This is a genomic window from Winogradskyella psychrotolerans, assembly GCF_018860545.1.
GTDB classification, from domain to species: domain Bacteria; phylum Bacteroidota; class Bacteroidia; order Flavobacteriales; family Flavobacteriaceae; genus Winogradskyella; species Winogradskyella psychrotolerans_A.
This window is the reverse complement of the sequence record NZ_JAHKPN010000056.1, coordinates 25,297-39,407: the sequence shown is the minus strand read 5'-3', so window position 1 is coordinate 39,407 and position 14,111 is coordinate 25,297. Positions and strand designations below refer to the sequence as shown.

Genomic DNA, 14,111 nt, shown 5'->3' with positions numbered 1-14,111 from the left:
ATGGCTTTAGCACCCTTTCATCTGGCGATTCCTGTTCATAATATAGAACCATGTAGAAATTTCTACACCAATATTTTACAACTTGAAGAAGGACGATGTAGTGACCATTGGGTTGACTATAATTTCTTTGGTCATCAATTAGTTATCCATTTTAAAGCAAAGCAAACTGAAGAGGATATTACTAATTTAGTAGATGGCAAAGCTGTACCTGTACCGCATTTTGGCGTGGTTTTAGAATGGGATCGCTTTCATCAATTCTCAGAACGATTAAAATCTAAAGGCATCCAATTTATTATTGAACCTTATATTAGATTTGAAGGACTAGTTGGTGAACAAGCCACCATGTTCTTTAAAGATCCTTCAGGAAATGCTTTAGAATTTAAGGCTTTCAAAGATATAAGTCAGTTATTTGCTAAGTGAATTTTTAAATTTACTTGAAATATAAAATGGCACATACACGAAGAGAAACAAAGGAATTAGTATCAACTGGCCAACTAAAATATAATAAGGCCATTCTCCAAAATAATCTAATACAGACGCCGATTTAGGCTTTTCATTTAAGTAAAAATAATTAGCATCCAATGAATAATTTAGAAGCATCATAAGCACAACATAAACTTGAAGTGCCAAAAAGGATTTGAACACACTTTTAAATGTTGGTTTCATTTTTAATTCCACTATAAAATAAAAAATGATGGATAGCAATCCTAAATGCACCACCCAATACCTAAAATAATCAAAACTAGGAAAACCTTGAGTTATATCTGGTGTAATCACCGCTTGTACAGTGCCACCGATAATCCAAAACACTAAAATCTCATACATCCAATACCTACGATAATACGTAAAGACAGGAATAAATAAAGCCATTAAACTACAAAGGTAAAGTGGTAGATCGGTTTTAAAATTATAATTATCGAAAAGCATTCGATATAAATGAAAGCCAATAAGTGTCACCGAAACAAAGCATCCTAAGTAGTGAACGGTCTTCCGCTTCTGAAATTCATTGAAATTCTTTCTAGAATATTTTATAAGAACAACAGTAAATAGAGTCGCAAATAAAATTGGGATTATATGCTGAAAACTACCTATCGTAACTGAATTATAAACGATAGTACAAAGCCTTGTACATATAATCATCTCATATTACTTATTAGCTTTTCTATGTTGATCTCTTGCTATTAGGGTGTTTTTTAAAAGCATTGCAATAGTCATTGGCCCAACTCCACCAGGAACTGGCGTAATGAAGCTTGCCTTTTTGCTAACGGTCTCAAAATCGACATCACCTGTTATGTAATATCCTTTATCAGAATCGTCTGGTACTCTTGTTATTCCAACATCAACAATAACAACATCGTCTTTTACCATTTCTGCTTTTAAGAATTTTGGAATTCCTAATGCTGAAATAATAATATCTGCTTGCGATGTAATCTGTGTTATATTCTTAGTATGACTGTGCGTTAAAGTTACCGTTGAGTTTCCTGGAAAACCTTTTCTCCCCATTAAAATACTCATCGGACGACCAACAATATGTGAGCGACCAATAACAACCGTATGCTTTCCTTTTGTTTCTACACCGTAACGGTCTAAAAGTTCTAAAATACCAAATGGAGTTGCCGGAATAAAAGTAGACATGTCTAATGCCATTTTCCCAAAATTCATTGGGTGAAAACCATCAACATCTTTATCTGGATTAACAGCCATCAATACTTTTTGAGTATTAATCTGTGGTGGTAATGGCAATTGAATTATAAAGCCATCAATAGCATCGTTATTGTTAAGCTCTTCTATTTTATCTAGTAACTCAACTTCGCTAGTAGTATTTGACATACGCACCATCGTCGATTCAAAACCTACACGCTCACATGCTCTCACTTTGCTACCAACATAGGTTAAACTCGCTCCATCATTACCAACAATAACTGCGGCTAAATGAGGCACTTTTTCATCATTAGCTTTCATCTTATCGACTTCGGCTTTGATTTCGTTTTTAATATCGTTACTTACTTTTTTTCCGTCTAAAATTGTCATGCTTTTGGTTATTGTTTTCTGGCAAAGACGCTGAGGCGCAAAGCTCTAGTTGATTGAATTATTATTTATAAAAGTCGACTGAAGACTGCGTATTATAACTACCTACTGACGACTGAAGACTACAAACTTATTTAGGCATATTCTGCATCATCTGCATCATACGTTTTCCGCCTCCACCTTGCATCATCTTCATCATTTTACTCATCTGCGTAAACTGCTTTAAGAGTTGATTTACTTCTTGAACTGAAGTTCCTGAACCTTTTCCAATTCGTTTTTTACGACTTGCATTTATGACTGATGGGTTAGAGCGTTCTTCTGGTGTCATAGAATGAATAATGGCTTCAATACCTTTAAAAGCATCGTCGTCAATATCAATATCTTTCATCATTTTTCCAGCTCCTGGAATCATGCCTACTAAATCTTTCATGTTACCCATTTTCTTGATTTGCTGAATCTGTTTTAAGAAATCATCAAAACCAAACTGATTTTTAGCAATCTTCTTTTGAAGTTTTCTTGCTTCCTCTTCATCAAACTGCTCTTGTGCACGTTCCACTAAAGACACCACATCTCCCATTCCAAGAATACGATCTGCCATACGTGATGGATAGAAGACATCAATGGCTTCCATCTTTTCACCTGTACCAATAAATTTAATTGGTTTGTTAACTACAGATTTAATAGAAATTGCAGCACCACCTCGTGTATCACCATCTAATTTGGTAAGGATAACACCATCAAAATTTAAAATATCATTGAAGGCTTTTGCTGTATTCACAGCATCTTGACCTGTCATAGAATCCACAACAAATAAAGTTTCTTGTGGTTGAATAGCTTTATGAATATTTGAGATCTCGGTCATCATGGCTTCATCTACAGCCAAACGACCAGCGGTATCAATAATCACCACATTGTGACCATTTGCTTTGGCATGTGCAATACCTGCTTGAGAAATCGCAACAGGATCCGTATTACCTCTATCACTAAAAACCTCAACACCAATTTGATCTCCTACAACATGCAATTGGTCAATCGCAGCCGGACGGTACACATCACAAGCCACTAATAAAGGTTTCTTAGTTTTTTTATTTTTTAAATAATTGGCCAATTTACCAGAAAAGGTCGTTTTACCAGACCCCTGTAAACCAGACATTAAAATCACACTAGGAGTACCAGAAAGATTAATCCCTTCGACATCACCCCCCATTAATTCAGTTAACTCATCTTTAACGAGTTTAACCATTAACTGACCTGGTTGTAATGTTGTTAATACATTTTGACCAAGTGCTTTTTCTTTTACACGAACGGTAAATTCTTTTGCAATTTTAAAGTTAACATCGGCATCTAAAAGCGCACGTCTTACCTCTTTCAACGTCTCAGCAACATTTACCTCTGTAATGCTACCATGACCTTTTAATACGTGTAACGCTTTATCTAACTTATCACTTAAATTATTGAACATGTTTCTAGTCTTCAGTTTGCAGTCTGCAAATAAGCAGTCTGTATTATTTAATAAGCTGCAAATTTAAGAATTTATGAGGGAATTTCTAATGAGTTTATAAATTTGTTTTCATTGGCCGCCCCTTCCGATAGCCATTAGAAGGGACGACCTACTTCTACCCTTTTTTTATTGGCAATTGAAACATAAAATGAAGTCCAGACAAAATGGGAATCTACTACGTTGAACGCTCCGAATTATTAAAACGCCATAACCTAGAAATTCATCATGTATAAAAAAGAGCCACTCATGGCGAATGACTCTCTTCTTAACAACTTAACTTACTAAAATTACTAACTTCTAGTTTCTTTATTCACAGGTTCTATCTAGAACAATTTCGAGGCTGCTATCATTAATATTATGCAATACTAATTGGCTTGCAGTACATTCCACCACTAACCAACTACCATTTATAGCTTGAATATTTGGTCCGGCTACATTTGAAAAATCAATCACAACACCATCACTAGCTTGAGAGGTAGACCACGTTGCATCAATGGTAATTGTATCTGTATATATCACTACAATACCTGAGTTTTGTTCAAAATGAAAATTATAATTACTTAAATTATCGCTTCCATTATAACTAGTGACGTTCCATAAGCATTCTGTTAAAATACCATCAATATCTTCTTCTGTACAACTACCAGCATTACATGTAATAACATTTAATTGAATAGTAAAAATCTCTAATTGATTTTGAATTTCAACCCTAACATAAACGATGGAATTGACATCAGGAGTCGTATATGTTGAAGGCTCTGCAATAGCATTTATACCTGTATCAGCATCGGCTTGAGTTAAATGGTAAGTAACTGCATCTGCACTTGGAGTACAATTTGCAAATGCAATAGGAAGGTTAAATTCATACAATCCATCTGTTCCTTCATCACAAACTTCTATAACAGCATCAAAGCTTTCGAAACATTCAAAATAATTACAATCTTCAACGATTAAGTCAATAGTAAAAATATGTTCTATCACATTATCATATACATTTAGTACAGCAGCGTAAATGACAGTAGGATTATACATATTAGTATAGCTTTCCGGATTGTAAATAGGGTTTACATTATCTTGTAAATCGCTTTCAGATTCGTAATAATAAACTCCATAAATTGCTAAATCAGGACCACATTCTTGATTGGCTTCGGTTAAATTAAACGTAGCAAAACCGTCGTTACCACAAGCTGTAATTTGAGTATTAACAAAGCAATCAAAATTTATACAACTTTCGGTATTGAGATATACATTATAAATTTCAAAATCACCGCTATCAGCTTCAATTCTCAAATAAACCTGTGCTACTAATGTCCCGTATGCCTCTGTATCGGCAATGGGATTTGTATTATTCTCTGCATCACTCAAGGTTTCATGAAACGAAGGGCTAAAAGATTCTGTACAAAGTACAAGTCCAATGGTATTTGCACTTAAATTAAAAACAGGAATGTTATTAGCCTGTATACATTCTACCATTTCGAAATCATCAAAACAGCTAAAAAGATTAGCATTACAGTTTTGCTCAAAGACCAAAGTTTGGTCGCCTCTTGTTAATACAATTCTATCTGTATCACATTCCGCAATTAACCAATCACCTTCAAGAATATCTTGAAAGGCGGTTAAATCTACAAATGTCAATAGGATACCTTCATCTGACACTGATAAATTCCAACCTCCACCAATCGCTGAAGCCGCCATACCTTCCGTAATTTGCAAATCTCCACTGGCATTAAAAATCATTTGATCATTCTCAAAATTACCAGAGCCATCACTAAAATCCCAAGGACATTCTTGTAAAATACTACTAATATCAGTGAGTGAACAGTTTAAATCATCCTCACAAACCTGATTTACAACCATCGTCTGTTCGCCTTTAACAACCTGTAATCTATCCGCTTCACATTCTACAATTTTCCAGTCGCCTCCCAAATCTTCAAAATCGGTTTCTAAGTATACATAGCTTTCGCCATCTGTTGAAATTACAGACCAACTACCAACAACATTATAGGTGCTACCATCTTGAAAAATAGCAAATGTGTCATCGGAATAAAAGACTAAATCAATACCAACAAACTCTGGAAAACTAGAATAGGTCGTTATTTTCCATTGACAGTCTTCTAAATTTAATGCTACAGATTCTTCAGTACAATTAGCATCATTACAACCCTCTCCAGCTAATTCAATAGCATCTGATAATTCTTGATTTGTATTAACCTCTGTAGTATCACCATTAGCATATTCTAATGTTACCGGAAAGTTTAAGCTGACAACCACTGTATTTTCTTCATCTTCTAAACCATTCAGAAAATTATACAATGCTTCATCATTTTCAATAAGGACAGTATCAAGAAGATTAAAGCTAGAATTAAATTCTGAAAACGAAATGGGGTAAACAAAATCAACACATGCAATAGCATCATTTTGGTCACTTGCACATTCACTTATAAAACTTTGTAGTTCTTCTTCATTTTCAATCGCGATTTGACTGTAATCACTAAAAACAATGGAAATCGGAAATACAAAATCTAAGAAATCGTCGTTAATAGAAGATTCATTATATAAAGTCTCCAATTGTTGTAAATCGGATGGTGTTTCAATAATTATTGTAATATCACTAACCACAATTGTAACAGGTAGTTCTACAGAAAAGCAACTAGAACTATCTAAAATATCATCAGCAGCACCAAAATTTGCTATTGTTCTACTCATAAGGTTAGCTAATGTAGAATTTGAAACAATGGTTTCTTGATCGTTTGGAGTTTCAATTTGAGTAATCTCATCTTGACAGGAAGAAAAACAAATTAGGGCAAAAAGGAAGCAAAATAAGAGATGTTTAGAATTGATGTTCATGGCTTTAATGCTATTCTATTTATTATAAAACAGTTGTCCCTCAAAATTTCCTACCCAATAATCTAAAATTTTATTTATAATTTGTGGGCCTATTAAAAACCATGAACAAACCCTTACAAGATAATATTTGCGAATCGCGATTGTTTGAGCACTTATATAAGAAGCACTCTAAAAACCTACACGACTTTCTATACTATAAGTATGGGAATCAACTAAATCCGGAAGACAAAGTTCAGGAAGCATTTATAAAACTCTGGCAGAATTGCGGTAAAATTACTACTGACAAAGCGAAAAGTTATTTGTTTACAACGGCCAATAATTTAATGCTGAATGCCTATGCACATCAAAAAGTAGTTTTAAAACACAGTAAAAAGCCCCAAAAGAGCACTACCAACGAAACACCAGAATTTGTACTTGAAGAAAAAGAATATCATCAAAAATTACAACATGCATTAAGTAAATTAAGTGAAGCACAACGTGTAGCTTTTTTAATGAATAGAGTTGAAGGCAAACGGTTTAAGGAAATTGCAGAGCTTTTAAATATTTCCGTAAAGGGAGTGGAAAAACGTATTTATGGTGCTTTAAAGAAATTAAGAGAAGATATTGATGAACTTTGACAAATGAACATTCAGTATCCGTTTTCAGTTGAGCTATTAATGTAAGAAAAATGACAGATGACAGATGACAGATGACGGAAGACCGAAGAATTTGGAATTGAAAAACCATACAAATATCAAGTAGCTTTGAAACCTTGAAACCTTGAAACTTTGAAACTTTGAAACTTTGAAACTTTGAAACTTTGAAACTTAAATTAAGTAGGAGTTTTCAAACCTAAGCTGTTATATACTTGAAATCATATTATGAAGCGAGACGAACTTATAAAAAAATGGTTAGATCATAATCTAAGTACTGAAGAGCAAATTGCTTTTGAGCAGCTAGAGGATTATAATGATTTAATTAAAATGGATACTGCCTTAAAAGATTTTAAAGCTCCAGAATTCTCTAGTGACCAAGCTTATGAAGCGCTTAAACCAAAACTTAAATCGAAAAACACACATTCTAATCAATGGCTAAAACCATTCCTTAAAATCGCTGCTGTTTTAGCAATAGGGTTTAGTATTTATTATTACACCTCAACTTTAGACACTACCGTTGGCACACTTATAGCACAACAAATAACAGTTACGTTACCTGATAACTCCACAGTAGAATTAAATGCCAATTCAACAGTAACATTTAATAAAAGTCAATGGAGTGAAACCCGAGCAATACAACTTGAAGGAGAAGCCTTTTTTAAAGTTGCAAAAGGTCAAAAATTTGATGTTATGACGTCAGAGGGTATCGTTAGCGTTTTAGGAACACAGTTTAATGTAAAACAACGCGAATCGTTCTTTGAAGTGACGTGTTACGAAGGTTTAGTTGCTGTATCGCACAATAACAAAACCACAACGTTAAAACCTGGACACAGCTTCGTAATCATAGATGGGAAATTGCTTGCTACTGAAAAAGAAAACGCTGTGCAGCCGCAATGGTTGCATGGCGAAAGCAGCTTTAAAAGTGTTCCTCTTAAACATGTAATTAAAGAGTTTGAAAGTCAATACCATCAAACAATAATTACAGAAAACATTGATCTTTCGCGTTTATTTACGGGAAGTTTCACACATAATAATTTAGATTTAGCATTGAAGTCTGTCACAATACCATTAAATTTAAGCTACAGCAAATCAGGAAAATCTATTGTATTAAAGCGTGAATAAAAAACTACTTTGTTTCATTTTCTACTTTTTATCGATTGCCTTTTGTAACCTTAGCTATAGCCAGGAACAAGAAGTAGTAATACCGCTTGTCCAAATTCTTCAAGAATTAGAGAAACACCACAATATTGTATTTTCTTTTGAAACGAAATCAATTGAAGGTATTTCCATCCAACCACCTTCAAACAACCTCTCCTTAAAACAACTATTAAAGCACTTAAACGATGTCACCCCTCTTAATTTTGAAATGTTAAGCGATCGGTTTATTGCCATTACCCCTAAAGACACTAAACAGAGCCAAACTCAACAATTAGAAGAGGTTGTCGTTATTAATTATCTTACTAAGGGGATTTCTAAAACCAATAACGGAACAATAACAGCCGACACCAAAGGTTTCGATATTTTACCCGGACTAATTGAGCCAGATGTGCTACAAATTGTACAAAATCTACCCGGAATTATGAGTGTAGATGAACGCATATCTAATATTAATGTTAGAGGAGGTACCAATGACCAGAATTTAATTTTATATGAAGGCATACGCATGTATCAGTCTGGCCATTTCTTTGGATTAATATCTGCTTTCAATCCGTATTTATCAGAAGACATTACCATTTCTAAAAACGGAACTAGTGCTAAGTTTGGCAATGCTGTATCGAGTACTATCGCTATAAAAAACGCAGATAAATTAGATAAAAAATTTAATGCAGGTATTGGAGGAAATATGCTAAGTGTAGATGGTTTTGCAAAAATACCATTAACAGAGAAAACAGAACTTCAAGTATCAGCAAGGCGTTCTTATACAGATGTTCTAGTTTCAGAAACGTACGATGCTTATTTTGACCGTATATTTAATGATTCAGAACTTAATGCTTCTACGCAAATGAATACGCTTTTAGCACAAGACGAGAATTTTCTATTTTATGACTTTAATGCTAAATTTTTATATGACATAGATAACACATCCAAGTTACGAATTAACGTGATGAACATGTCTAACAATTTAAACTTTGATCAGGTTTTCACCACTATAGATAATGATTTTCAAGAATCTAAAAGTCAATTAAATCAGACGAGCTATGGCGCTAGTGCAACCTATTCAAAATTTATAAATACTGATGTTAATTTATCAGCTCAAGCGTATTACTCTAATTACGACTTAGACGCAAAAAATAATAATGTTAGCAACAATCAATTATTAACTCAAGAAAATAAAGTTGAAGATTTTGGCCTTCGGTTTGACCTTTCAAAGACTGTTAGTAAAGATCTTAAAATTAATGGCGGTTATCAGTTTAATGAAGTCGGAGTTACCAATTATGAAAATGTCATTAATCCTAATTACACAAGTTTAATAAAGGAAATTATAAGAACACACGCGTTATTTGGAGAAGTTGAATGGTTTTCCACATCACGCAACACTTATATTCGCTTAGGTTCTAGACTTAGTTATTTTGGAAAATTATCAGAGTTTTTAATTGAACCACGATTTACTGTAAATTATAAATTCCTCGATTATTTTAGACTAGAAGTTTTAGGAGAATTAAAAAATCAATCTATAACCCAAGTAATTGATTTACAACAAGATTTTTTTGGTATCGAAAAACGCAGGTGGCAATTAGCCAATGGTGATGACGTTCCCTTAATTACAAGTGAGCAAGCCTCTATTGGTCTCAGTTATAATCGCAACAACTTACTCATTTCAGTTGAAGGCTACTATAAAGGTGTCCATAATATTACAGCACGTAGCCAAGGGTTTCAAAACCAATTTCAGTTTATTAACGATAATGGTTATTACTCCGTTAAAGGTATTGACTTCTTAATTAACAAGCGCTTTAGTGACTTTAGTACATGGCTGAGTTATACATTTAGTAAAAATGATTATAACTTTAATACGATTAATAATGGGAATGCCTTCCCAAACACTCTCGATTTAAGACATGTAATGAACACATCGTTTACTTACAATCGCGATAAATTTAAAATCGGCATTGGATTGAATTGGCATTCAGGCAGGCCATATACGTCTCCTTCACCTATCCAAGACCATAGCAATTCTTCAATAGAATATGATGCCCCAAACAACGCTCGTTTAGATAGTTATTTTCGAACAGATATTTCTGCGACATATAAGTTCACCCCTTCAAAAGGTATACAGGCAGAGGTTGGTGCTTCTATTTGGAACGTCTTTAATCAAACAAATATTATTAATCGCTACTACACCTTTAATACGGACGATGTTATAGTAGAAATTAACAATGAATCTTTAAAACTCACCCCCAATTTAAGTTTTAGAGTAAATTTCTAAAGGTGACTTATAAAAAAAAACCTGAACTAAATTCAGGGTCTTTAAATAGTATAAAATCTTCTCATTAACCATTAACGGTTTTTTCCTTTTCTTTCTGCTTTTCTATATTTTTCTTTATTTTATCAATGGCAGACTCTATGGATTTATCTGGTTCTATGAGATTATATTGGCCCCAAAAATCTGGATCCGAAAACCCAGAAATAGCATCTGTAATAATAACCGAAGGTCTTAATTTATCCTTGTTTTTAATTTTCTTATCTGCACTGTTCACCTCCCAATCTGTCACGGCCATTTCACTAGACAATGTGTATACTTTATTAAAGAGTTGACGTTTTTTATTCACCTTAAATGTTAGACTTAAATTAGAATAACTATAGTACCATTTATTACCTTTCTCTTTATAATCTACTTTGTAAATAGCTTCTAAAGGATAGACCACCACATCACTAGGCTTCCTTTTTACTAAAAGATTTTTGGTCTTGTTCATATTGCTGACATCTAGAACGTAATTTGCACTTACTAAGGCCAGCGATTGTACATCGATAAAAAGTTTGCCACTGTAATTAACTTGTCGTTGATTCCCTTTTGGATCAAAATCAACCACAAAAACAGTTCTATTATTTATAGTTGAAGGCGTGCTGAAAGTAAATTTATAATCACTAATACTTTCATCTGTAAAAATATACTCAGGATACTTCATAATATCCAAATACATTGTTGAAAAAGGGCCACCTTGCAACTTTACCGAAACAGTATCTAAACGTTTGTAATCCGTACTTTTTCTTGCTTTACCAAGCTGAATAGCATCGCGTTGCTCCGATGAATTTGGCTGTTTCAGAATATTAACTACAGCCTCTGTTAAGGATACATTTCTATTTCTACGTTTAATGGTTTCTCTGTAAAAGGCTGTCATATAAACAGATTCACTACCGACATTTGTATGTTTATCATCAAAAACTTTTCTCACCAAAGTTTCAGCATCCTTAAATGCAGAAATACTTACAGTAGATAGTTCGGTTACGGCTTCATATAATTCTATGACAGATTTAGTATTGGCTAATTCTGACAATGGTACTACGTAAGTATTATAACCCAAAAAAGAAACGATCACTTTTGAATCTAAATAGTGGTTAGGTACTTTTAATGTGAATTGCCCTTCAGAATTTGTAATTGTACTAATATTGGTATTATTAATACTGAGACTTGCAGCTTCTAGTGATTTGTTAGTTCTGCCATCGATTACTTTACCTTGATACTCCTTAAAATCAGTTTGAGCATTCAAAGCAAATAGTACAAATACCATACAAAGGAATGTACTCATGCAACGTTTTAAAGTGTAAGATTTTTCCATAACAATAAGATTTAATGAACATTATAACCTTACCTAAGATACAAAAAAGCGCAGAATACTCTTCTATTCAATATGTTAAATTCTAAATATCAGATACTAAACCGTGCTTTCAATTCTTAAAATTGATATCAAAACAGACTTAAAAGACTAACATGGTCAATAGCGAAAACTACATACGCTCAGGGACCTCAATCCCTAAAACTTGAAACGCATTTTTTATCGTTTGACTAACCAATTTAGACAAAGCCACTCTAAAATTCTTTTCTTCAGCGGTATCTGCTCCAAGGATAGACACATTTTGGTAGAATGAATTAAAATCCTTCACCAAATCATATGTATAATTAGCAATTAACGCAGGACTGTGCTGTTCAGCTGAATTTTGAATCACCTCTGGAAACAATTCTAATTGTTTGATGAGTTGTTTTTCCTTGTCGTGAAGGGTTGTTTGGTCGCTGAGCGAAACCGAGACGTCATTACCAGAATCAGCCTTTCTTAAAATAGACTGAATTCTAGCATATGTATATTGAATAAACGGTCCTGTATTTCCCTGAAAATCGATGGACTCTTTAGGATCAAAAAGAATACGTTTTTTAGGGTCTACTTTTAGGATGTAATATTTTAAAGCCCCTAAACCAATGGTTTTGTAGAGCGCTTGTTTTTCGTCTTCAGTATAATCTTCAAGTTTCCCTAAATCTTTCGAAATATCTTCAGCGGTATCTGCCATTTCCTGAATTAAATCATCAGCATCAACCACAGTTCCTTCTCTACTCTTCATTTTTCCACTTGGCAAATCGACCATTCCATAACTTAAATGGAATAAATTTTTTGCCCAATCGAAACCTAATTTTTTTAAGATTAAGAATAACACTTTAAAATGATAATCTTGTTCATTTCCAACGGTATAAACCATACCACCAACATCTGGATAATCTTTTATACGCTGAATTGCTGTTCCGATATCCTGGGTCATATAAACAGCCGTACCATCACTACGTAATACTATTTTTTCATCTAAGCCGTCTTCAGTTAAATCACACCAAATAGAACCATCTTCTTTTTTAAAGAATACCCCCGTTTTTAAACCTTCAGCTACAAATTCCTTTCCTAATAAATAGGTGTTACTTTCATAATAATAGGTATCAAAATCGACTCCAATATTTTTATAAGTCACATCAAAACCATCATAAACCCATTGGTTCATTTTCTTCCAAAGGGCTACAACATCGTCATCTCCAGCTTCCCATTTAATAAGCATATCTTGTGCTTCTAATAATAATGGGGCATTTTTCTTTGCTTCTTCTTCAGATTGTCCTTCAGCTATTAATTCTGCAATTTCAGTTTTGTATTCTTGGTCGAACTTCACATAGTAATTCCCAACTAACTTATCCCCTTTTAAATCTTCAGTTGGAGTTTCCCCTGCTCCAAATTTCTGATACGCCAACATACTTTTACAAATATGAATGCCTCTATCGTTAATAATTTGGGTTTTATAAACTTTCTTTCCAGAGGCTTTTAGAATTTCCGCAACGCTATAGCCTAAGAGCACATTTCTAACATGTCCTAAATGCAAAGGTTTATTGGTATTAGGAGAAGAATATTCTACCATAATAGCTTTGTCTTCCTTTTGTTCCACAAAACCGTAATTCGTTTTATCTTTTACAGATTGAAAGAAATCGAAGTAATACGAATCATTAATTTCTATATTCAAAAAGCCTTTAACGACGTTGAAACCTTTTACTAAATCAACATTATCTAGCAAATATTGACCAACTTGCTCTCCTATTACAGCCGGATTTCCTTTGACAACACGTAACATTGGAAACACAACCACCGTAACATCTCCCGCAAACTCTTTACGTGTTGCTTGAAATTCTACCGATTCTAATTCCGATTGAAACAACGCTTTAATCGCTGCTTTCACATGTATTTCTAAAGTCTCTTGAAGGCTCATAAGTCTGCTTTATTATTGTATTTTAAAACGTTGGCAAAGATAGAAGTTTTATTGTTTTTTAAAGATTCTATACTAACATAATTACGCAACCCCATTGACTTTTGGAAAATAGTGAAGCAGGTCATAAATTGTAGAATATAATTGAAGCGAATAAAATACTTGTTTTTATTTTCTTTCAATAATCATAACAGCGTGTTACAAAACTGCTAGCTTTAATATTAAAGATGATGTTCCAGATACATCCGTTTTCATAAAGGGATGAATGTATCGTTTCAAAGTGAGTCAGAACATTACAACAATTAAAACTATTCCAAATAAAATAAGTATCGCATTTTGAAATTAGGCTTCTAATAATGTTGCTTAAAAAGGTCATA

General features: G+C 33.4%; 10 protein-coding genes. 4 read left to right on the top strand and 6 right to left on the bottom strand.

Going from position 1 to position 14,111, the window contains the following annotated elements; translation table 11 throughout:
- Window positions 1–420 carry a VOC family protein gene (locus tag KO515_RS18350; RefSeq protein WP_252723911.1) on the top strand — a complete coding sequence of 140 codons (420 nt, stop codon included), beginning with the start codon at window positions 1–3 and terminating at the stop codon, window positions 418–420.
- Here the strand turns inward: KO515_RS18350 and KO515_RS18345 are convergent.
- The 4 genes from KO515_RS18345 to KO515_RS18330 all read right to left on the bottom strand — a co-directional run bounded on the left by KO515_RS18345 (window position 406) and on the right by KO515_RS18330 (window position 6,376).
- Window positions 406–1,140, bottom strand: coding sequence for a YwaF family protein (locus KO515_RS18345; RefSeq protein WP_215937801.1), 735 nt, complete (start codon window positions 1,138–1,140; stop codon window positions 406–408). The genes KO515_RS18350 and KO515_RS18345 overlap by 15 nt on opposite strands.
- Window positions 1,141–1,146: 6 nt before the next feature.
- Window positions 1,147–2,031, bottom strand: coding sequence for a bifunctional 5,10-methylenetetrahydrofolate dehydrogenase/5,10-methenyltetrahydrofolate cyclohydrolase (locus KO515_RS18340; RefSeq protein ID WP_215937800.1), 885 nt, complete (start codon window positions 2,029–2,031; stop codon window positions 1,147–1,149).
- A gap of 127 nt (window positions 2,032–2,158) precedes the next feature.
- Window positions 2,159–3,490, bottom strand: coding sequence for a signal recognition particle protein (ffh, locus tag KO515_RS18335; protein WP_215937799.1), 1,332 nt, complete (start codon window positions 3,488–3,490; stop codon window positions 2,159–2,161).
- 345 nt (window positions 3,491–3,835) lie between these two features.
- A complete protein-coding gene (locus KO515_RS18330) occupies window positions 3,836–6,376 on the bottom strand; it encodes a hypothetical protein (protein ID WP_215937798.1) in 2,541 nt (846 codons plus the stop codon).
- Between the two features lie 101 nt (window positions 6,377–6,477).
- Between KO515_RS18330 and KO515_RS18325 the strand changes: the two genes are divergently transcribed.
- The 3 genes from KO515_RS18325 (at window position 6,478) to KO515_RS18315 (ending at window position 10,435) form a co-directional block, all read left to right on the top strand.
- Window positions 6,478–6,993 (top strand): RNA polymerase sigma factor, encoded by a 516-nt coding sequence (locus KO515_RS18325; protein ID WP_215937797.1) that lies wholly within the window; start codon window positions 6,478–6,480, stop codon window positions 6,991–6,993.
- Between the two features lie 243 nt (window positions 6,994–7,236).
- Entirely contained in the window at window positions 7,237–8,133 is an 897-nt protein-coding gene (locus tag KO515_RS18320) for a FecR family protein (RefSeq protein WP_215937796.1), read from the top strand.
- Window positions 8,126–10,435, top strand: coding sequence for a TonB-dependent receptor plug domain-containing protein (locus KO515_RS18315; RefSeq protein ID WP_215937795.1), 2,310 nt, complete (start codon window positions 8,126–8,128; stop codon window positions 10,433–10,435). The genes KO515_RS18320 and KO515_RS18315 overlap by 8 nt, the downstream gene beginning before the upstream one ends.
- 64 nt (window positions 10,436–10,499) lie before the next feature.
- Here the strand turns inward: KO515_RS18315 and KO515_RS18310 are convergent, their stop codons facing one another.
- Window positions 10,500–11,786 (bottom strand): carboxypeptidase-like regulatory domain-containing protein, encoded by a 1,287-nt coding sequence (locus KO515_RS18310; RefSeq protein ID WP_215937794.1) that lies wholly within the window; start codon window positions 11,784–11,786, stop codon window positions 10,500–10,502.
- 169 nt (window positions 11,787–11,955) lie between these two features.
- On the bottom strand, window positions 11,956–13,737 hold the full coding sequence (argS, locus tag KO515_RS18305; RefSeq protein WP_215937793.1) for an arginine--tRNA ligase: 1,782 nt from the start codon (window positions 13,735–13,737) through the stop codon (window positions 11,956–11,958).
- Window positions 13,738–14,111: the final 374 nt, after the last annotated feature.